At 66.3% G+C, this 20,951-nt stretch carries 18 protein-coding genes; 11 read left to right on the top strand and 7 right to left on the bottom strand.

Translation table 11 applies throughout. The features are described 5' to 3' along the window. Positions 1-30: 30 nt before the first annotated feature. The 3 genes from BLU29_RS01240 to mnmA all read right to left on the bottom strand — a co-directional run bounded on the left by BLU29_RS01240 (position 31) and on the right by mnmA (position 4,259). Entirely contained in the window at positions 31-759 is a 729-nt protein-coding gene (locus tag BLU29_RS01240) for a VWA domain-containing protein (RefSeq protein WP_091054767.1), read from the bottom strand. 112 nt (positions 760-871) lie between these two features. After that, positions 872-2,974, bottom strand: coding sequence for a hypothetical protein (locus BLU29_RS01235; RefSeq protein ID WP_091054766.1), 2,103 nt, complete (start codon positions 2,972-2,974; stop codon positions 872-874). Between the two features lie 97 nt (positions 2,975-3,071). Then, on the bottom strand, positions 3,072-4,259 hold the full coding sequence (gene mnmA / locus BLU29_RS01230) for a tRNA 2-thiouridine(34) synthase MnmA (RefSeq protein WP_091054765.1): 1,188 nt from the start codon (positions 4,257-4,259) through the stop codon (positions 3,072-3,074). Between the two features lie 180 nt (positions 4,260-4,439). On the opposite strand from mnmA, the gene BLU29_RS01225 reads away from it, so the two are divergent. The 5 genes from BLU29_RS01225 (at position 4,440) to BLU29_RS01205 (ending at position 11,575) form a co-directional block, all read left to right on the top strand. Next, positions 4,440-6,917: an alpha-amylase family glycosyl hydrolase gene (locus BLU29_RS01225; protein WP_091054764.1), complete on the top strand. Its 2,478-nt coding sequence runs from the start codon at positions 4,440-4,442 to the stop codon at positions 6,915-6,917. Positions 6,918-7,168: 251 nt separating this feature from the next. Continuing rightward, the gene (gap, locus tag BLU29_RS01220; RefSeq protein ID WP_091054763.1) at positions 7,169-8,215 is read left to right on the top strand and encodes a type I glyceraldehyde-3-phosphate dehydrogenase; all 1,047 of its coding nucleotides are present in this window, start codon (positions 7,169-7,171) and stop codon (positions 8,213-8,215) included. Between the two features lie 125 nt (positions 8,216-8,340). After that, positions 8,341-9,612: a phosphoglycerate kinase gene (gene pgk, locus BLU29_RS18485; RefSeq protein ID WP_091054762.1), complete on the top strand. Its 1,272-nt coding sequence runs from the start codon at positions 8,341-8,343 to the stop codon at positions 9,610-9,612. An 84-nt stretch (positions 9,613-9,696) separates the two neighbouring features. After that, positions 9,697-10,464, top strand: a complete 768-nt coding sequence (gene tpiA, locus BLU29_RS18480; RefSeq protein WP_091054761.1) for a triose-phosphate isomerase — start codon at positions 9,697-9,699, stop codon at positions 10,462-10,464. A 136-nt stretch (positions 10,465-10,600) separates the two neighbouring features. After that, complete coding sequence (locus tag BLU29_RS01205) at positions 10,601-11,575, top strand: hypothetical protein (RefSeq protein WP_157693544.1); 975 nt, start codon at positions 10,601-10,603, stop codon at positions 11,573-11,575. Positions 11,576-11,666: 91 nt separating this feature from the next. On the opposite strand, the gene BLU29_RS01200 is transcribed toward BLU29_RS01205, so the two are convergent. Further along, a complete protein-coding gene (locus tag BLU29_RS01200; protein ID WP_091054759.1) occupies positions 11,667-12,596 on the bottom strand; it encodes a polyprenyl synthetase family protein in 930 nt (309 codons plus the stop codon). Between the two features lie 134 nt (positions 12,597-12,730). Between BLU29_RS01200 and BLU29_RS01195 the strand changes: the two genes are divergently transcribed. The 4 genes from BLU29_RS01195 to BLU29_RS01180 all read left to right on the top strand — a co-directional run bounded on the left by BLU29_RS01195 (position 12,731) and on the right by BLU29_RS01180 (position 15,802). Beyond that, the gene (locus BLU29_RS01195) at positions 12,731-12,991 is read left to right on the top strand and encodes a zinc ribbon domain-containing protein (RefSeq protein WP_091054758.1); all 261 of its coding nucleotides are present in this window, start codon (positions 12,731-12,733) and stop codon (positions 12,989-12,991) included. A 10-nt stretch (positions 12,992-13,001) separates the two neighbouring features. Next, positions 13,002-13,727: a hypothetical protein gene (locus BLU29_RS01190; protein ID WP_091054757.1), complete on the top strand. Its 726-nt coding sequence runs from the start codon at positions 13,002-13,004 to the stop codon at positions 13,725-13,727. A 103-nt stretch (positions 13,728-13,830) separates the two neighbouring features. Further along, positions 13,831-15,447 carry a murein biosynthesis integral membrane protein MurJ gene (gene murJ / locus BLU29_RS01185; protein WP_091054756.1) on the top strand — a complete coding sequence of 539 codons (1,617 nt, stop codon included), beginning with the start codon at positions 13,831-13,833 and terminating at the stop codon, positions 15,445-15,447. A gap of 76 nt (positions 15,448-15,523) precedes the next feature. Then, positions 15,524-15,802, top strand: coding sequence for a GNAT family N-acetyltransferase (locus BLU29_RS01180; RefSeq protein WP_091054755.1), 279 nt, complete (start codon positions 15,524-15,526; stop codon positions 15,800-15,802). Between the two features lie 208 nt (positions 15,803-16,010). Here BLU29_RS01180 and rpmB read toward each other — a convergent pair whose 3' ends face one another. Together rpmB and BLU29_RS01170 are read right to left on the bottom strand one after the other, a co-directional pair. Beyond that, positions 16,011-16,241 carry a 50S ribosomal protein L28 gene (gene rpmB / locus BLU29_RS01175; protein ID WP_091054754.1) on the bottom strand — a complete coding sequence of 77 codons (231 nt, stop codon included), beginning with the start codon at positions 16,239-16,241 and terminating at the stop codon, positions 16,011-16,013. 85 nt (positions 16,242-16,326) lie between these two features. Then, the gene (locus tag BLU29_RS01170; protein ID WP_157693543.1) at positions 16,327-17,313 is read right to left on the bottom strand and encodes an SAM-dependent methyltransferase; all 987 of its coding nucleotides are present in this window, start codon (positions 17,311-17,313) and stop codon (positions 16,327-16,329) included. 34 nt (positions 17,314-17,347) lie between these two features. Between BLU29_RS01170 and BLU29_RS01165 the strand changes: the two genes are divergently transcribed. Further along, positions 17,348-18,607, top strand: a complete 1,260-nt coding sequence (locus tag BLU29_RS01165; protein ID WP_091054753.1) for a S41 family peptidase — start codon at positions 17,348-17,350, stop codon at positions 18,605-18,607. Positions 18,608-18,689: 82 nt separating this feature from the next. After that, positions 18,690-19,826 carry a tRNA (adenosine(37)-N6)-threonylcarbamoyltransferase complex transferase subunit TsaD gene (gene tsaD / locus BLU29_RS01160; RefSeq protein ID WP_091054752.1) on the top strand — a complete coding sequence of 379 codons (1,137 nt, stop codon included), beginning with the start codon at positions 18,690-18,692 and terminating at the stop codon, positions 19,824-19,826. Positions 19,827-19,857: 31 nt separating this feature from the next. Here the strand turns inward: tsaD and BLU29_RS01155 are convergent, their stop codons facing one another. Next, a complete protein-coding gene (locus BLU29_RS01155) occupies positions 19,858-20,703 on the bottom strand; it encodes a hypothetical protein (RefSeq protein WP_157693542.1) in 846 nt (281 codons plus the stop codon). Positions 20,704-20,951: the final 248 nt, after the last annotated feature.

Below are 20,951 nucleotides of genomic sequence, written 5' to 3'. Positions count from 1 at the left end.
GGTTTGCGTGCCGGTGGTCGAGCGGGTTATTCAGTCATTTTTGCGGTCTGCCTGTCGGGCGCGAAGTCCGGTCAGAATCGCTTCAACCGCTTTGGCGGTTTCTCCCTCGGAAGCGGGAAAATATGCCTGGCCGCCTGACTCGCCGGCGAGCCGGTCCAGGAGTTTTCCGGCCGCTTCCTCCGTCTTTCCGTCGGCTGATTTCAACGCCCGGGGAAAACCAATCACAAAAACCTTGGTGCGCTTCTCGTGCAGCATGGTCAGGACCTGCTCGAGGTGATAAAAACTGTCTTCGTTCGCGCCCACGGTGAGCAGGATCAGCGCGTGATCCTGCGCCGCCGTCCGGGTGTCTTTTTCATACTCGGCCAGCGTCTCCCCGGCCAGGTAGACTGCATCGAGCAGGTCGGCCGGACCGCCCTGGATATGCATGTTATCCAGTGCCCGCGTCAGGGAGCTCTTCCTGCGGGTGAGGCGTTGTTCGAGGGTGAGGTTGTCCCGGCTGGAGAACGTGATGACGAAGGCCTCGTCCGCGGGTCCGTTGCTTTCGACGAACGCCCGGCCCGTGGCCATCGCCTCGTTGAGGCAGCTCCGCATCGCGGGCGTATTGTCGACGATCAATCCATAGGCGACGGCACCGGCCTCCTCCGCGACGGCAGGCTTTGGTGTTTCACCATGCAAGGCCGCCAGGCCGGCCAGGAGAACTCCCGCGCCCAGCGCGAGGCGCTGGCAGGTCCGAACCGCGACCTGGTGGTCATCGCTCATGACTGAGCAGAGAACGGATCGATGGCTGTTTGTGCAACGCCCGAGTTTCCTGCGAACACGCCGCTTCCGGGAACTTGCCCGCCGGCGTCGAGGACCACGATCAGGTTTGGAGTCAGGCGGGGGCGGTCGCCGGTGCGGCGGCGCCGCGCTTGTCGGTGAGCAGGCAGAGCAAGCTGCCGGCGTAGGCGGCGATGACGAGGTAGGAGAGGTGCTGGCTGCCGACGGCCATGCCGAGGTATTCGGCGAAGCCGCCGACCATGGCGCCGATCAGGTTGGCGCCGAACAGGGCCGCGGGGTTCGCGGACTCGCGGAAACCGGTTGAGAAAATCAGGCCGGCGAAGAACACCGGCAGCGGCACGGCGAAGAGCGTCCACGCCAGACGGCCGACGAAGCCGAACGCGAGGATCGATTCGCGCGGCACGAAGCAGAGCAGTGCCAGCGCGGCGAACAGCGGCACGTAAAACCATAGTGAGAAGCGCGGCACGCGGCTGGCCACGAGGTTGGACGCGAGCACCATCAGCAGGACGCCCGTGACCACGAGCAGCGTCACCAGCCAGGTGGCGCCGAAATAGAGCGAACAGTCGGTGATGCTTTTCGTCTCGAGCAGGAGGAAGCCCATGCCAAGCAGGGCGAAATGGGCGTCGCTGCGCCCGAACGAGCGGCCGCGCAGCGCGCCGACCGAGAGCAGGGACACGAGGAGCAGGCCGCCGATCACGATCAGGTAGTCGGTGGGCACGGTCCGCCGCGCGAGATAGAGGAAGGGCCAGTCGTCGGTGGCGGGATCGACCTTTGGCATGGCGGGCATCATGGACAGCTCAAGGCCGTTGATGACCGGCGGTGGCGGAGCCGGGAGCCGGCCCTTGGGCACGCAGAACACCACGTGGCCCGGGCCGGTGTAGAAGATGGGGACGCGACCCGTCGCCTCGACGACCATGCGATAAAGTTTCAGCAACACGAAGTGCTGGCCGTAGCCGAAGGACAGCATGAGGACACCCTGGTCGTTCAGCAGCCCGTAGGCGGAGCGGATGCTCTCGGTCGTGTAGACGAAGCCGTCCAGCCGCAGATTGCTCATGGAACTGAACAGCGCCTGCGAATCGAGGTAACCAAACGTGACGAGGTCGTAGCCCGGCTGCGCTTGAGAAATGAAGGAGCGGGCGTCATCGACGTGCAGGTGGACGCGCGGATCGGCGTAGGGCGCGTCCGCATTGAAGTGGCGCGAGATGTCGGCGACGATCGGGTCGATTTCCACCGCGTCGATGTAGCTGGCGCCGGCCGCCAGGGCGCCCTGCACGTCCGCGCCGCCGCCGGCGCCCACGACCAAGACCCGCTGGCGCGGGCCGCTCAGGATGTAGGGGACGCGATACTGGGCCTTTTGCTTCGCGGCCAGTTCCCCGGCATGCGAACCCGGGCTGTAGCGTGCCGGATTCTGCGAGCCGTCGATGTGGTAGAAGTCCTGGTTGACGCTGACGACGAAGAGAGGCGGGTCCTGCATCGTGGCCAGGCCCGGCGGCGCCTCGGTCAGGGCCTCCTTCGTCGCCAGGTCGCGCACCACGATGTGATAATAGGGCGACCAGCGGGTGGCGCGGTCATTGGCGGCGGCCATGCCGAACAGCACGAGCGCCAGCACGGGCACGCTCCACGCCCAGCGCCGCCACGGCGTGAGACCGAGGTAGAGCAGCATGACGCCGCCCATGCCCAGCACCGGGGAAAAATGGAGCAACGAGAACAGGCCGAAGCACAGCGTGCCGCACAGGCTGCCGCCGAGGTCCCACGCGTAGGCCGACAGGCGGGGCAGGGCGCCGAAGAGCTGGCCCATCTGCTGGCCGATTGGGACAAAGACCAGCGCGTTCACAACAAAAAGCCCGAAGAGGATGGAGAAATTCACCAGTTGCAGGTCCACCGCGCCAAAGCGCATCTCCGCGCCGCTGGAGCCGATGGCCAGCTGGCGACAGAGCAGCAGCGTGCCGATGTAGAGGGCCAGCAGCAGCGGCACCCAGCCGAAGAGGCGCCATTTCCGGGCGCTGGCCATTGCGCCGATGCCGAGGCCGAGAAACGAACTCAGAAGCATCAGGTTGGCGTAGTAGGCGACCAGCCGCACGACGGAAGGCACCCACCGGATCACCATCAGCTCGAGGAAGAGCGCGGTAAATGACAGGATGAACATCTGCCAGTGGAGGGGAATCCTCCCGGGCGCTTCCAGCTTTGGTTCGGTCATAGTGTGGTGTGCGGCAAACAGATGGCGCCGGGATTCAGCCGGAGGCGGCGCAGGCTGGCAAGCAGGCTTGTCGAAAAAATGTGCGAAGTTCGCCGGTTCAGGCGAACACCCCACCGCCGAGGAGTTTTTCTCCGTCGTAGAGCGCCATGATCTGGCCGGGGGCGAGGGCGCGCTGGGGTTGCTCGAACTTGACCGAGGCCGTTTGAGGTAGGGCGAGTCGTCCCGACGAGCCGCGGTCGGTCGACGGCTCATCCGGAGGATTCGCCCTACCAGCAGGCGTGAACTCGATAAAGACCCGCGGGTCGCGGTAGCGGACCTTGCACTCGATCCGTCGTGTTTCCCTGACCGGCTCACCGATGAAGCTGACGCCGTGCACGCGGCACTCGTTCGCCCACAGGCCGGGGGCATCGGGGCCGTCGAACGCGACGAGCAACGCGTGGTCGTCCGGACGCTTGCCAGTGACGACATAGGCCTTGTCGTCGGTGTTGGACGGGATGCGGATGCCACGGCGCTGACCGATGGTGTAATAGTGCAGACCGCGGTGCTCGCCGATGACCTTGCCGTCGGTGGCGCGGACGATCGGGCCCGGGTGGTCCGGCACGTAAGTTTTAAGGAAGTCCGCCATCTTCACCTCGCCGATGAAGCAGATGCCCTGGCTGTCCTTCTTCCCGGCGGTGGGCAGCTTGGCGTCGGCGGCGAGCGCGCGGAGCTCGGGCTTGGTGAGGTGGCCAATGGGAAAACGCGCTGCGGCGAGTTGTGCCTGCGAGAGCAGGGCGAGGAAGTAGGACTGGTCCTTGTTCTTGTCCAGGCCTTCCAACAGGGCGAAGGTTGTAGGGCGGCTGCTTGCGGCCGCCAAGGTCGGCGCAAGCGCCGACCCTACAGTGGAGGCCTCCACCCGCCGCGCATAGTGCCCGGTGGCGACGGCGGCGAAGCCCTCGGCTTGGGCGTATTTGGCGAACACGCCGAACTTCATCTCGCGGTTGCACATCACGTCCGGATTGGGCGTGAGGCCGCGCTGGTAGCCGTCGAGCAGGTAGTCCACGACGAGGCGGCGGTAGTCCGCCATCAGATTGACGACGCGGAACTCGATGCCGATCCGGTCGGTCACGGCGCGGGCGTCGTCGATGTCCTGCATCCACGGGCAGTGGCCGATGACGTTGTCCTCGTTGATCCAGTTCTTCATGTAGGCGCCGACAATGTCGTGCCCCTGCTGCTTGAGCAGGAGGGCGGCGACACTGCTGTCGACGCCGCCGGACATGGCGACGAGGATGCGTTCCTTGGACATGGTTGAAGGATTGGAGGAGTGGCTGGCCACAAAAAGCCCAAAAAGCGCAAAAGCCAAACTTCGTCGGATTCTAGATGTAGGGGCGTGGCTTGACCGCGCCCGGGCGTCGTCAAGCGACGCCCCTATGAGATAAAGCGCGCGCTTGCGGTGGCGCGGCAAGTGCTGGAATAGTGCCCTGCCGTGAACACCCGCGCCCCTTTCACCGTCGAACAAGCCCAGCGCATCGCCCGGGCCTGGCTGAGTTCGACCTCGGGCGGCATCATCGAGCTCGACGCCGACTGGACGGGCGCCTCGCTGCCGCTGCTGGCGCCGGGCGACCATGGTTTCGCCTTCGCCGACCTCCGGCCCGCGGCGCCGTCGCTCTACGCCGACGAGGCGGCCTATTACGTGGACGAGGCCGGGCAGGTGGTCTTCGTGCTCGATCCGGCGGAGCACAGCTGGGTCGAATTCGGCAAGATGCCCGTCTATGTGGCGGGCGACTTCAACGGCTGGGAGCAGGCGGTCGGCCAGGCCGACTGGGCGCTGGAACCCGGCGAGGTAAACGGCCGGGCCGCGTGGCTGCTGCGCAAGGCCGGCGCCGCGCTGCTCACCGAACCGCCGCAGCAGTTCAAGTTCGTCACGGGCGACAACCGCTGGCTCGAGCTGCCCCGCGAGGCGACGAACCTCGTGCCCGACGGCAAGGGCCACTTCAACCGCGCGCTGCTCCGCCACCGGACGGGGCGCAACCTGTTCGAGTTCACGACGACGGAGCCGGTGCTGCTCAACCAGGCCTACTCGGTCGTCCACGTGCGCGACGGCAAGGAGGCGCCGAAGACGCGGGTGCGGCTCGGGAAATTCTTCTGCGAGCTGCGCAGCGACCTGCCGCTGGGCGCGATCGTGCGCCGCGGCGAGACGACCTTCCGGCTGTTTGCCCCGCGTGCGAAGCACGTGCGGCTCTTCCTCTGCGAAAAGCTGGAGGAGCTGGACAAGGCCTTCGGCTACGAGCTCGACCGGCGCGAAGAGGCCGGCGGCTGGCGCGGCGTATGGGAGGCGCACCTCGACCGCAACCTGCACGGCTGGTATTACTGGTATTCCGTCAGCGGCCCGCGCGACGTGTTCGGGTATTTCCACCCCAACCAGCGGATCCTCGATCCCTACGCGCAGGCCGCGGTCGGCCGCGAGGGCCCGGGCATCGTGCTGGATCCGGCCTGGGTGGGGCGGGCCGACCGCAGTTTCGCCACGCCGTCGTGGCAGGACCTGGTGATGGCGGAGGGGCACGTGCGCGACCTCGCGGCGCAGGCGCCGGGCAGCCTCAGCGCCGAGGAACGCCTCGGCTTCACCGGCCTGACCAAATGGGTGCGGCACCCGGACTTTTACCTGAAGAAGCTCGGCGTGAACTGCGTCGAGCTGCAGCCGGTGCACGAGTTCGACAACAAGACCCGCCAGGAATACCAGTGGGGCTACATGACGGCGAACTACTTCGCCCCGGCGAGCGGCTTCGCGCTCGACGGCCCGCGCGCCTCGGGGGTGAAGGAGTTCCAGGAACTGGTCGCGGCGTTCCACCAGCAGGGCATGGCGGTCGTGCTCGACGTCGTCTACAACCACGTCGGCGAGCCGGCGCACCTGCTGTTCATCGACAAGCTCTATTACTTCGAGCTCGACGACGAGGGGGCGCTCGAGAACTGGAGCGGCTGCGGCAACGACCTGCGCTGCCGCTCGGCCATGGCCAAGCGCCTGATCATCGACAGCCTGCTGCACTACATCGAGGTCTACGGCGTGGACGGCTTCCGCTTCGACCTGGCGGAGCTCATCGGCGTGGACGTGCTGCGCGACATCGAGGCGGCGGTGAAGCGGGTGAAGCCCGACGTCATCCTCATCGCCGAGCCGTGGAGCTTCCGCGGGCACATCGCCGCGGCGCTGCGGCCGACCGGTTACGCGTCGTGGAACGACGGTTACCGGAACTTCCTGCGCGACTACGTGCACGGCCGGGGCGCGGCGGACCGCATGGAGTATTTCCTCAAGGGCTCGCCCTGGCACTTCGCCTTCTGGCCGGCGCAGACCGTCAACTACACCGAGTCGCACGACGACCGCACGTGGCTGGACATGATCACGGAGAACGGCGACTTCAACGGCTTCCACCCGACGCAGAACGACCGGCAGCGCACGCACCTGATGGCGGCGATCCTGCTCATGTCGGTCGGCATCCCGCTGCTGGCCGAGGGGCAGGACTTCCTGCGGTCGAAATACGGCGTGAACAACACCTACCTGCGGGGCGATCTCAACGCCCTCGATTACCACCGGATCGCGCGCTACCCGGCGACGCACGCCTACTTTGCCGCCTGGATCGCATTCCGGCGGTCGGAGCGCGGGCGGCTGCTCCGGCACTTCAGCCGGGCGAGCGAGGGGTTCTTCCGGTGCTTCATCCGGCCCGGCGGCCCGGCCCTCGTGGCGGTCTACAACGCCGACGGCAGCCAGGGACGCACGCGACTGATGTTTGCCGTCAACCCGCACACCGACGACACCACAGTGCCGGTGGGGGACCTGGCAGCGCAGGGCTGGGAGCTATTGGCGGACCACGAGTGCTTCTACCACGATGGCGGGCGCCCGCCCGGCCAGGCCGTGGAGTCGGATCTTTTCATTCCGGCGCTGGGTTGCAGCCTGTGGACGGCGGAGTGGTGAGGAAGAGAAACCTGAAGCCTGAAACCTGAAGAGACGAGGAATCGGGGTAGGGGCGCTTGCCCCAAGCGCCCGGGGTGTTGAGGGCAACAGCCCCTACCTGAACCACCTCTGGCAGCAGTGGTGTTAAAATAATACGGGCAACTGCATATGGCACGTATCGCACTTGCCAAGGCATGGGCCGTGCTTTTCATTGCGGGCGATTGCCGGCCTTTCCGGCCGTCCAGTCCAACCGACCACAACCCACCACCTCCATGGCAGTCAAAGTAGCTATCAATGGTTTCGGCCGCATCGGCCGCCTCGTTTTCCGCGCCCTCGTTGAGCAGGGCCTCCTCGGCAAGGAGCTCGATGTCGTCGCCGTCGGCGACATTGTCCCGGCCGACAACCTGGCCTACCTGCTCAAATACGACTCCACCCAGGGCAAGTTCCAGGGCACCGTGTCGTCGAAGAAGTCGGCCGCCGACAAGGCCGAGGACGACGTGCTGGTGGTCAACGGCAAGGATATCCATGTCGTCAGCGCCAAGACCCCGGCCGAGCTGCCGTGGGCGAAGTTCGGCGTCGATCTCGTGATCGAGTCGACCGGCCTGTTCACCGATGCCGAGAAGGCCCGGGGGCACATCACCGCCGGCGCCAAGAAGGTCATCATCTCCGCCCCGGCCAAGGGCGAGGACATCACCGTCGTGATCGGCGTGAACGACGACAAGATCGACCTGAGCAAGCACAGCATCATTTCCAACGCCTCCTGCACCACGAACTGCCTCGTGCCGCTCGTCCACGTGATCCTCAAGGAAGGCTTCGGCCTCGAGGAAGGCCTCATGACCACCATCCACTCCTACACCGCCACGCAGAAGACCGTGGACGGCCCGTCGAAGAAGGACTGGAAGGGCGGGCGTTCCGCCGCCATCAACATCATCCCCGCCGCGACCGGCGCGGCCAAGGCCACCGCGCTCGTGATCCCGGAAGTGAAGGGCAAGCTCACCGGCATGTCGTTCCGCGTGCCGACCCCGACCGTCTCGGTCGTCGACCTGACCTTCAAGACCACCAAGGACACCTCCCTCGCCGAGATCAACGCGGCGCTGAAGAAGGCGTCCGAGACCTACCTGAAGGGCATCCTCGGCTACACCGGCGAGGAGGTCGTCTCCAGCGACTTCATCCACGACAAGCACTCGTCGATCTACGACGCCGGCTCGTCCATCGAGCTCAACAAACGCTTCTTCAAGCTCGTGAGCTGGTATGACAACGAGTGGGGCTATTCCAACCGCGTCGTCGACCTGACCAAGAAGATCGCCGCGAAGCTTTGAGTCGCGCGCGACTCAAAACCAAAGGCTGAAAGGCTGAAGGACTGAAAAGCTGAACCAACAGCCAGTCCTTCGACCTTCGGCCTTTTCCATTTCAGCCCTTCAGTCTTTCAGCTCTTCAGTCCTTCATGAAATTCAAATCCATCCGCGACCTCGCCCTCGCCGGCAAGCGCGTCCTCCTGCGCGTCGACTTCAACGTCCCGCAGGACAAGGTCACCGGCGCCATCACCAACAACCAGCGCATCGCCGCCGCGCTGCCGACGATCAAATACGCCCTGGCGCAGGGCGCTTCCGTCATCCTGATGTCCCACCTCGGCCGGCCCGACGGCCAGAAGATCGCCAGGTTCTCGCTCAAGCCCGTCGCCGTGGAGCTGGAGAAGCTCCTGGGCCAGCCCGTCAGCTTCGCGGATGATTGCATCGGCCTGCAGGTCGAGGAGCAAGCCAAGGCCCTCAAGCCCGGCCACGTGCTGCTGCTGGAAAACCTGCGCTTCTACCTCGAGGAAGAGGGGAAGGTGAAGATCAAGCAGGCCGACGGCACCGAGACCAAGGTCACGGCCGATCCGGCCAAGGTGGTCGCGTTCCGCGAATCGTTGTCCAGGCTCGGCGATGTCTACGTGAACGACGCCTTCGGCACGGCCCACCGCGCGCACAGCTCGATGGTCGGCATCAACCTCAAGGACAAGGCGGCCGGTTTCCTCATGGAGGCCGAGCTCAAGGCCTTCGCCGCGGTGCTCGACCACCCGAAGCGCCCGCTGCTCGCCATCCTCGGCGGCGCGAAAATCGCCGACAAGATTCCCCTGATCAACAACCTCCTGGAGAAGGCCGACGAGATCATCATCGGCGGCGGCATGTCCTTCACGTTCAAGAAGGTCCTTGAGGGCATGGCCATCGGCAACTCGCTCTTCGACGCCGAGGGCGCCAAGATCGCGCAGGAACTTTTCGACAAAGCCAAGGCCAAAGGCGTGAAGATCGCGCTGCCCGTGGACTTCATCACCGCCGACCGTTTCCCGGGTTCGCCGGCCGACATCGCTGCCGTGCAGACCGGCGTCTCCGACGACAAGTCGGGCATCCCGGCCGGCTGGATGGGCCTCGATGCGGGCCCGAAGTCGCGCGAGCTGTTCGCGCAGGTGATCGGCCGCGCCAAGACCATCATCTGGAACGGACCCCCGGGCGTGTTCGAGGTCGATAAGTTCGCCGAGGGCACGAAGGCCATGGCCGCCGCCGTTGCCGCGGCCACCGCGGCCGGCGCGACGACCGTCGTGGGCGGCGGCGACACCGCCACGGCCGCCAAGAAGTTCAAGGTGGCCGACAAGGTCACGCACTGCTCCACCGGCGGCGGCGCCAGCCTCGAGTTCCTCGAGGGCAAGGTGCTGCCGGGCGTCGCGTTCCTGGAAAATTAATTTCACAGGAGAGAACGGAGGGAACAGAGAAAAGACTGTCTTTTTCTCCGTGGCCTCTGTTTCCTCCTGTGAAACTGATCTACAATGTTTCGCAAGAAAGTCATCGCCGGTAACTGGAAAATGAACAAGACGGCCACCGAGGCCGTGGCGCTCGCCAAGGATATCATCGGGGAGGTCGGCCGGGAGACCTCGGTCGACATCGTGCTCTGCCCGCCGTTCACGGCGCTGGCGGCCGTCGCCCACGTCCTCGAGGGCCAGGCGGTCAAGCTGGGCGGCCAGAACATGCACCCGGAGAAGAGCGGCGCCTACACCGGCGAGGTCTCGGCGGAGATGCTGCGCACCCTCTACGTCACTCATGTCATCCTCGGCCACAGCGAGCGCCGCACGTATTGCGGCGAGACCGATGCCTTCATCAACAAGAAGGTGCTCGCCGCGCTGGCCCACGAGCTGAAGCCTATCCTGTGCGTCGGCGAGACGCTCGCCGAGCGCGAGGCGGGTTCGACCCTCGCGGTCGTGCAGCGGCACGTCGAGGGCGGCCTGGCGGGCGTGAAGCCCGAGCAGATCACCACGGTGATCATCGCCTACGAGCCCGTCTGGGCCATCGGCACCGGCAAGGTCGCCACCACGGCGCAAGCGCAGGAGGTCCACGCCTTCATCCGCGACCTGCTCACGAAGCTCTACGGCACGACGCTGGCGCAGAAGGTCCGCATCCTCTACGGCGGCTCGATGAAGCCCGCCAACGCGGCCGAGCTGCTCGCTGAGAAGGATATTGACGGCGGCCTGATCGGCGGCGCCTCGCTCGAGGCCCGGTCGTTCATCGACCTGGTCAAGGCCGCCGACGCCGCGAAGTAAAGGGTGGCAATTGAAAGGTGGAACCCGACCTCCGGGCGGGTTGTTGGATTTGCGTCGGGCAAAACGCGTCCGGAGGCCGCGTTCCACCCGTTTGCAAGCTTGCCGCCCCGGAAACTCCTCCGATTAGATGAAGGGCATGCGGCGCCTGATCGGCCTTCTCTGTCTTCTTTTGTTCTGGGCCGGTGCGGCCCGGGCGGCGGAGCAGACGTTTTCCCCGCCCGGCTGGGCCATCGAGGCCAAGCTGCCCGTGGCCCCGGGCACGGACGGCATCCTGACGCCCTCGCCGCAGGGCGACATCAAGGCGCAGCGCTTCTTCACCGAGCAGGCCGGCGAGCGCACCTTCCTCGTCCGTTTCTCCTATCCGATGGCCATGCTGCCGGGCGAGGAGACGGGCCTGTATGTCAAATCCATGACCGACATGCTCAAGTCGCGTCCGGGCGAGGTGAAGCTGCGGGACAAGTTCTCGCTCGGATCCTTCGAGGGCGAGCGGCTCGTCATCGCGCAGAAGCGGGAACGGACGATTCGCGAGGTGCGGTTGATCGTGATCGGGTCTACGCTCTACCTCTTTAGCGCCGAGTGGCCGGAGACGGGCACCGGCGCCACCCGCGCCGAGGAATTCTTCCGGAGCATCCAGCTGAAGCCCGACTACACCGACGTGCTGGTCGTGCAGGAAAAGGAGCGCTTCCGCGAGCTGGTCGCGGGCCGTTTTCGGCTGCGCTATGACGCCACCCGCTGGTATCGCGACCCCGCCGACACCGACCCGGGCATCGTCAACTTCCTGCGGATCGACGAGAAGGCCGAGGCCCAGTTCATCGCCGAGGCGCAGCTCGTCGAGGGCAGCATCGAGGCGGCGGTGATCAACACGGCGCGGGAGGGGGCGGAGAGCGTCACGGTCCGCAAGCGCGGGTCGAAGCTGCGCGGGACGACACCGATGACCGAACTGGAGTTCGTCGCCCGCGTCCAGAACACCACCTACGTGAACCACGGCTATTTCTACAGCGGCAAGGAGGGCGCGGTGCAGCTGCGCGGCTGGGCCAAGGACGTGGACTACGGCACCGTGAGCGGCGACATCGCCGAGCTGCTAGATGGACTGGCGATCAGCGCGAAGTGAACTCAACCACGTAGGGTCGTCGCTTGCGACGACCTCTTCGGCGTATCGGGCTCGAGGTCGTCGCAAGCAACGACCCTACATTCTGGACGGTTCAACTCGACCTCGCGGCCATGTTCTCGACAAGGGTGACGAGGAACGGCGCGCCGCCGGGCAGGCGGGCGAGAGCGGTTTTCGCGGCGTCGGACTGCTCGTGGGCGTGGCGGCGCGAAGCCTCGAGGCCGTGGAGCTTCACGTAGGTGGTCTTGCCGGCCTTGGCGTCCTTGCCGGCGGTCTTGCCGAGCGTCGCCGTGTCGGCGGTGGCGTCGAGAATGTCGTCGATGATCTGGAACGCCAGGCCAAGGTGGCGGCCGGCGGCGCGCAGCGTGGCGAGTTGCGCCTCCGTTGCGCCGCCGCAAAGGCCGCCGGCCACGAGTGACGCGGTGAGCATGGCGGCCGTCTTGTTGAGATGGATGAACTCAAGCTCGGCCGCGGTGGCGTTGGTTTTCTTTTCGGCGAGCAGGTCCTCCATTTGGCCGCCGATGAGGCGTTCGCTGCCGGCGGCGTCGGCGATCTCGCGGGTGAGGGCGGCACAGAGGGCGGTGGCGCCGACATAGTGCCGGCCGATGAGCTGGAAGGCGAGGGTAAGCAGCGCGTCGCCGGCGAGCAGGGCGGTGGCTTCGTCGAACTGCTTGTGCGCGGTGGGTCGGCCGCGACGGAGGTCGTCGTTGTCCATGCACGGTAGGTCGTCATGGATGAGCGAGTAGGTATGGATGCACTCAATGGCCACCGCGGCGGGAAGCGGATCGGCGGTGGCAATCTGGGGTTTCAAATTTGAGATTTGAGATGCCTTTTCGCCGGTCCCGGTGAAAAGGTCGCAGGCGGCGAGGGTGAGGACGGGCCGGAGCCGTTTGCCGCCGGCCTCGAGGCTGTAGCGCATGGCGGCGTGCAGGCGGGCCGGCCGGGTGGTGGCGGCGGGCACCAACGCGGCCAGGCCCTGCTCGGTGCGCTGGCGGTAGGCCTGTAACTGGGCGGTAAATTCCATGGCGGGCGCGTTGACCTCAACGCGCTAAGCGGCCTGGGGTCAAGCCGCTCCGGCAGGCATTCCGGCGGGGTGGGGGCCAAGAACAGACTCGCCAAGTCCCCGGGGCCGAATCATATCTGACGCCACTTTTCCGGATGCCCACCTACGAATACGTCTGCACCAAATGCGGCCACGAAATGGAAGCCTTCCAGTCGATGAAGGACGCGCCGCTGAAGCAGTGTCCCGCCTGCAAGAAGCCCGCCCTCAAACGCCAGGTCGGCGGCGGTGCGGGGTTGATTTTCAAGGGCTCCGGCTTTTACATCACCGACTACAAGAAGAAGTCCGGCACACCCGATCCCAAGCCCGCTGCCAAGTCACCTGAAACCAAGTCTGCGGCCGCCCCGGTCGCCAAATAAATCCCCGCCCATGGCTGACAAAAAACTGGAAAAAGCGCTCTACGGTCCGAGCATGACGGAAGTCGCCCTCGGGGCCGTGCTCGGCCTCATTGTCGGCGTGCTCGCCGCCTGCGTCTACCTCGTGTTCAAGCCGGTGTCGCAGGTGAAGGAGCTGCCCAAGGAGGTGTCGCGCAGCGTGGTGTATTACATCCCGGGCAACGAGGGCGGCGCCAAGAGCAAGAACTGGCAGGCCAAGCAGAAGCAGTTCCTGAGCAACCCGACCTTCTCGCTCAGTCTCGTCGAGGAAGAGCTCAATGCGTGGGCCGCCACCCTGGCCGTGCCCACCGCCCCGCCGCCTCCGCCCCCGGCCAAACCCGGCGCGAAACCCGCCGCGGCGCCCGCGGACGCCCCGAAGCCCGCCACCGACGGCATCTTCAATCCCGGCCGGCCCAACTTCAAGGTCGTCGACGGCAAGCTGCAGATCGGCGGCAAGTGTCTGCTCAACTGGTATGGCCTGACCTACGAGATCACGGTCGTTACCACCGGCACCTTCAAGAAGTCCGGCGACTCGGTCGTCTATTTGCCCGACACGGTCTACCTCGGCTCCTGCCCGGTGCACCTGCTGCCCGCCGTTTCCGGCCCGCTCATGAGCCACCTGATTTCCCGCGTCAAGGTGCCCGACGAGATACACAGCGCCTGGGCGAAGCTCGCCAGCATCACCATCGAGGGGACGGCGCTGAAGTTCGTCGCGCAGTAATAAACATGCGTGCGCCCCGTGGTGGAACCCGGCCGCCGGACGGGTTTGCCTTGGAGCGAGCTGAAATAACCCGTCCGGTGGCCGGGTTTCACCTTTCCCCTCCGTGTCGCAGAACCTGAAAAACATCAGCGTGGTTGCCACGGCGACCGTGTTATCGCGCGTGCTCGGGCTGGTGCGGGAAATCTGCATCGCCGCCGTGTTCGGCACCGGGGCGCTGGCTTCGGCTTACGCCTCCGCTTTCACGCTGCCCAACGTGTTCCGCCGGCTGCTGGGTGAAGGGGCGCTCACCGCGGCCTTCGTGCCCACGATGGCGCACGAGTTGGAACAAAAGCACCGGGCCGCCGCCTTCGAGCTGGTGAGCAAGGTGGCGAGCTGGTTGTTCGTGGTGACGACCGGCCTCGTGGTGCTAGCGATGCTGGTCATGGCCAACGCTCCCGCCGTGGCGCGACTCACTGGCGGGGGTGGCCTGGAACCGGCGACGGTCGAGCGCCTGCTGCTGGGCGCGGACCTGGCCGTGATCCTATTTCCCTACATGGTCTTTGTCTGTCTGGCGGCGGCCTTCAGCGCGGCCTGCCAGGTCCTCGGGCGCTTCAGCGAGCCGGCGCTCTCGCCCGTCTGGCTGAACCTCGCCGTCATCGGGGCCCTCGCGCTGGGGGCCTGGTGGGCGCTGGGCGATGCGGTGCGGATGAACTGGCTGTGCGCCGGCGTGCTGGTCGGCGGTTTCCTGCAGATGGCGGTGCCCGCGGGCGTGCTGTGGGCCGAGGGCTGGCGGCCGCGTTTCGATCTTTCGCCGGACGATCGTCTGCGCGAGATCGTGCGGCTGATGGCGCCGACCGTCATCGGCTCGGCGATCTACCTCGTCAACATCTCGGTCTCCCGGTTCATCGGCCTGTCGCTCAACGACAGTGCCGTGCAGGTGCTGAACCTCTCCACCCGGGTGATGGAGCTGCCGATCGGCGTGTTCGCCGCGGCGATCGCCACGGTGGTCTTTCCGCTGATCGCCCGGCACGCCGCCAAGCAGGACTGGACGGCCCTGGCGGCGGATTATCACAAGGGCCTGCGGCTGGTGATGATCATCAACGTGCCCGCCGCCGTCGGCCTGGCGCTGCTCAGTGAGCCGATTACGCGGCTGCTGTTCCAGCGCGGGCACTTCACCGCCGCCGACACGGCGTTGATGACGCCCATCCTCGCGGTCTATGCGCTCGGGCTGCCGTTCCTGTCGTTCACCACGATGGCGCTGCGGGGTTTCTACGCGTTGAGGGACACCGCCACGCCGGTGCGCGCCGCGGTGCTGAGTTTTGTGGTGAACATCGTCCTGAGCGTGGTGCTGATGCACTGGTTTTCCACCGCGGGCCTGGCGGCGGCGAGCAACCTCGCCGTGCTGGCGCAGGCTTGGTTCCTGCAGACGCGGCTGACCCGGCGGATGGGCGGGCTCGCCTTCGCTCCGGTGGTGCCGAGCCTGGGCAAGATTGCCATGGCCAGCGCGCTGATGGGCGGAGTGGTGTGGGGCGGCGCAAAGCTGGCGGCGCGGCTGCCGCTGACGGGCAAGGCGCAGGATCTCGTGATCGTGGCCGGCCTGATCCCGGCGGCCTGCGCCGTGTATGGCGCGCTGCTGTGGGCGCTGAAGATCGAGGGTCGCGAGGAGCTGGGTGCGCTGTGGGGGAAGATCCGGGCGAAGCTGCAGGGCGGGATCACCGCATCCCGCCTTCGCACGAAATGACAACCCGGTCGAGGCGGGATGCGGTGATCCCGCCCTACAATTTTGACAGCCGGGTCGCCGGCGCAATAGTGGTCGCATGTTCGAATCAGTCACCGTGACGCACAACGTCGCCGCCCACCGCTACGAGGCGGTGGTGGACGGTCACCGATCCATCTGCGAATACGAGCTGGCCGATGGGAAAATGGTCTTCACCCACACCCTCGTGCCGCCGGAGCTGCGCGGCCGGGGCATCGCGGAGAAACTCGTGCGGACGGCGCTGGCGGAGGCGCGGGCGGCGGGGCGGAAGGTTGTTCCGCAGTGTTCCTACGTGGCGCGGTTCATCGAGCGGCACAAAGAGTTCGCGGATCTGTTATAGGGTCGGCGCTCGTCGCCGGACCTCAGTTGGCAGGTAGGGGCGCTTGCCTTCAAGCGCCCTGGGCCGTTGGGGGCACTGGCCCCTACCGCGATGGGCGCGGAGCGGAGTCCGCGCCCTACCAACTCGTCCGGAGGCCGTGTGCCACCTCTGACCCCACCCACAAAAAAACCCGCAGCTTGCGGCTGCGGGTCGAAAAGGGAGGGCGAACTCAGGCCTTCTGCACGAGGCCGGCCTTGATGGCCTTGACCGAGACCCACATGCGCTTGGTGCCGCCGTTGGGGAGCTTGACCTTGATCCACTGCAGGTTCGGGCGGAAGAGGCGGGTCGTCATGCTGGTGACGTGCGTGCCGATGCCGCCGCTCTTCTTGGACTGACCCTTGCGGTTGATGATCTTGCCCTTGGTCGGGCGTTTACCGGTGATAGCGCAAATTCGTGCCATGGTGTTTCTTGAGTTAAAGGTTGAGGAGTAAAGGTCCGCTCTTCGCCTTAGCAAGGGAATTTTGACCAACCGTGATTTGCGGGCCTTACTTGCGTAAAGCGTGCAGGGCCTGAAACTTCTGTCCCATGTTGGCGGGATGGAGCAGCTGCATGACCATCCTTTTCCGCGGGCTGAAACTGCTGGCCTCGGCCTTCGTGATGGCCGCGAGCGCTTCGCTGGCCTGATTCATGAAGAAACTCTCCTGGGAGTCGACCCGGGTCTCGCCAAAGCCGGACCGGACAAGGCCATCCTCCAGCCAATCCCAGCAGACGTGGCCGGTGATGTCCTGCTTGCCCGGCCGGGCGTAGAGGTCGGAGCCCATTTTCTGGCGGTGATAGGTGCGCAAGGTGCCGGCGGGCGCATGTTCGGCGAGTTCGGCCCAGAACTTGCCGTAGTCGAAGGCGAGGAACAGGCCGGACCACTTCGGCCCGACGAGGCGCTCCAGGATCGGCACCGTCCCGATGGGCAGGTCAATGTGGTAGTTTTCATCCGCCGTCTTTGGCAACCGGTCGGCGTAGGCGGCCAGCGCGGGCGAGAACTCCGGCAGTTCCACCTCGCGCAGGTGGCGGCCGTGCAGCGCCACGCCGAGCTCGCGCCAGCGGCCCTCGCGCCAGACCACGCGGTGGAAGGGTTGGGCATCGAACAGCTCGTTGGAGAAAACCACGCTCTGGGCCGGGAAAACGAACGGCTGGCCGTAGGAGATGGTCTGGTAGCCCGCAAAGGGGTGCGGCAGGTCGCGCAGGATGCCGGCGCCGGGCTCGGCGGCGACCTCGACGAAGGTGTAGTCGGCGGCTTTCGCCGGCGCGAGCAGCTTGGCGGCGGCGGCGACCACCAGCTCGCCGAAGACCGGGCTGAACGTCGTGGCGGTGAAAAAATCCGCCTTTTCGTCCCGCCCGACGCGCTTGAAGTCCCGCGTGTAGTAGCCCGCCGCCGGGTGATACATCGCCAGCTCCATGTAGCGGGCAAAAGGCACCCCGGCCGCCACCCCGGGCTCGGTGGCGAAGATTTCAAAAAAGTCGGACGAGGAAGCCATTTGCCAACTCAACCATTTGTGGCCACCTAAAGTCATGCTTAAACGCTTCCTGCTCATCGCCACCGCCGTCTTTGCCGGCTACGGGCTCGCCCAGATCGCGGCCCGCAGCGGCGCGCCCAGCTGGTGGCCGGACCGCGACCGCGACCGCAACGTGAAGTATTTCCGCGAGGTGCTGCAGCTGGTGAAGGAAAACTACGTGGGCGACGCCTCCGCCAGCTACGACGACCTTACCCGCGCGGCCCTCGACGGCCTGCTGAGCCAGCTCGACCCGCATTCCCAGTTTCTGCGGGCCGATGCCTACCAGGAGACCGAGGAGGAGATGACCAACGCCTTCGGCGGCGTCGGCATCCAGGTGGAGATGCGCGACAACCAGATCGTCATCATCACGCCCATCGCCGGCACCCCGGCCGAGCACGCCGGCCTCCGGCGCGGCGACCGCCTGCTGAAGATCGACGGCAAGTCCATCGAGAATCCCACCATCGAAAAGACGGTGAAGCTCGTGCGCGGCGAGCCGGACACGCTCGTGACGGTCACGATCTTCCGGCCGTCCACGAAGCAGACGCTCGACTTTCCGCTCCTGCGCGCTCGCATCCGCCTCGAGAGCGTGCGCAACGCGACCATGCTGCCCGGCGGCCTCGGCTACCTGCAGATCACGCAGTTCAGCGAGCGCACCGGCAAGGAATTCCAGGCGGCGCTGGTGGGCCTGGAGAAGCAGGGCCTGCGCGGGCTGGTGATCGACCTGCGCAACAACCCGGGCGGCCTGGTCGACGCGGCCATCGACGTCTGCAACGAGTTTTTCGAGAAGGGCGAGCTCATCGTCTACACGCAGGGCCGCACTCCGGAGTCGCGCGAGAACTTCAACGCGGACGGCGGCCACGCGTCGCGCAGGTATCCGATGGCCATCCTGGTCAATGGCGGCACGGCCAGCGCGGCCGAGATCGTCTCGGGGGCCATGAAGGACACGAAGCGGGCCGTCATCGTCGGCGAGAAGAGCTTCGGCAAGGGGTCCGTCCAGAGTGTCATCGCACTGCAGAACGGCGAGGGCCTGAAGCTCACCACCGCGCGCTACTACACGCCCAGCGGCATCACCATCCACGAGAAGGGCATCCAGCCGCAGGTCGAGGTGGAGGTCTCGGCGGACGACGAGAGCAAGATCCGCCTGCAGCAGTCGCGGCCGGACCTCACGGCGCCGGCGGAATTCAACGAGCGTTTCGGCTTCACGCGGATCGAGGACGCCCAGCTCAACGCCGCCACCGAGGTCCTGACGGGCGTGCTGGCCGCGAGAGGGCAATGATAAGCGACAAAGCAAAGTTCTCCTGTAGCGGCGGTCTGCGACCGCCGTCCGGCGCTCATAGAGCGCCGCTACAGCATACCCCATGATCCTCGCCCTCGAAAGTTCCTGCGACGAGACGGCGGTGGCCGTCTTCGATCCGGCGCGTGGTCTCGTGGGCGAGTGGGTGCACAGCCAGATCACCCTGCACGAGGCCTATGGCGGCGTCGTGCCCGACCTGGCCAGCCGGGAGCACCTGTCGCACTTCGGTCCGCTGCTGGCCCGGGCGCTGGCCGCCGTGCCGGCGGAAAGGATCACGCAGATCGCTGTCACCAACGGCCCGGGCCTGGCCGCGTGCCTCGCGATGGGCCTGGCCGCGGCGAAGAGCCTCGGCCTGGCGTGGGGCGTGCCGGTTGTCGGGGTGAATCATCTCCGGGCGCACGCCTTCTCGCCGTTCATCGCCCTGCAGGCGGCGGGGCCGGCGGACTTCGCGGAGGGATTCGAAAAACTTTTGCCGCACCTCGGACTCCTCGTGTCCGGCGGCAACACGGCGCTTTTCAGCATCGACGAGTTGCGGTGCATCACACTGCTGGCCTCGACCATGGACGACGCCGCCGGCGAGGCGCTCGACAAGGGTGCCAAGCTGCTCGGGCTGGGTTATCCCGGCGGGCCGCAGGTCGAGAAGCTGGCGGCGACGGGCAATGCGGCGGCGTTCGAGTTTCCCAAGGCTGTCGCCCAGCGGTCGTCGCTGGAGTTCAGTTTCTCGGGATTGAAAACCAGCCTGCGCTACCAGTTGCAAAAAATGGCGCCGGCTGACATCGAGCGACGCAAGGCCGACCTCTGCGCCAGCTACCAGGCGGCGGTATTCAATGCGCTCGTGCGCAAGTCCGGCCTGGCGCTGGAGCGGAATTTTGTAGGGCGGGACCACCGTATCCCGCCTAAGTCGGACGTGGCGGCGGCGGCAAGGCGGGGTGCGGAGACCCCGCCCTACAGTGAGGCATCCAATGCCTACCGCAGCTTCGGCTTGTCGGGTGGCGTCGCGAACAACCAGACCCTGCAAGCCGAGCTGGCGAAGGTCGCGCAGGCGCAGAATCTACCCTTCTTCCGCGCGCTGCCACAGCACACCGGCGACAATGCCGGCATGATCGCCTTTGCCGCGTGGATGGAGCGCGAGACGGGCGGCGTTAGCGAGGCGGGCCTCAGCCTCGGGATCGCCCCGAGCCTGCCGTTGGCGGCGGGGTAGGGCGCGGAAAGATATCTTCGCCTTTCGGCTTCTATTGCCCGGCCGTCCGCAGGGACGGGGCGTCCGCCGGGACACCCCTCTGCTTGGACCGATACCAACGGGAGCGCGGCACGCAGGCGGCCAGGGTCATCAACATCCGGAGCCGCCGATGTTCGCGGCGAATGGTTGGCTCGTCGCCGAGGGGAAATTCCCGGCGGCCGAGACAGACGTTCGCGAGGTATTGCTTGGTTTCCAGGCCGTGCGGCAGATCCTCGAGGTGGTGCGTGACCATGCCGGCGCGGGGAAAGCTGCGGAACCGTCCACCATGGCGTTGACCAAAAAACTTCAGACACTTCGGCTGATGCACGGGCATGTTCTCAGTGATGTAGATGAAGCGCCGGCCCTCGGCCCGCAGGCGGTGGCAGACCCACGATTCTGCGTCGGTGGTGTAGTTGAACGTTTGCGGATTACCCTGCAGGTAGGCGGTCTCCACGACTGCGAAATCCAGGCCCAGCGACCAGCGCTTTTCGATCCACTCGGCGCTGGCCCAGACGGCGTTCGCGGCCGCCAGCCGGCGGACATATTTTTGCACCAGCGCGTCCGAGAAGACCCAGGTGTCGGCTTCGAGCAACACGGTGTAGCGGCATTCGGCCGGGATATGCCCCAGCCCCGCCTGAACCAATTGCGCGTTGCCCTGGAGATGCCCGGAGTTGCGCTCCAGTTCCACGCAGCGGTCGGCGGCCGCCCTGACGGACTCCGGCAGTCGATGCCCCGCGGGCCGGCCATTCGAGACGACCACGAGATGGTAGCGGTCCCGGTTCCAGTATTTCCGGATCAGGTCGACGCAGACCGCCAGGTCCGCCATGCGATCATGTACTCGAAGCAAAACACCGATCATGGGTGAATTGCGACAGGCGAGCCACCGGCCGGTTCCGGCGGGCCGGCGCCGAGAGATCGTGCCGAACCTGCCCTGGACCATTGGGTAGGATTGGTGAAGGGCCCGCGTCCCTGCGGGCCGGGAATTGGTTATGCCGTCCGAACGGCCCGCAGGGACACGGGCCCTCCAATTACCGTTTCAGCTTCTCCCGCAGATAGGGCGCGGTCCCGCCGTCGCTCCAGCGGAGCTATGGCGCGGCAAGCGCGTTG

The organism is Opitutus sp. GAS368 (assembly GCF_900104925.1).
Classification (GTDB): domain Bacteria; phylum Verrucomicrobiota; class Verrucomicrobiia; order Opitutales; family Opitutaceae; genus Lacunisphaera.
This window is presented reverse-complemented; position numbering and strand designations above follow the sequence as displayed.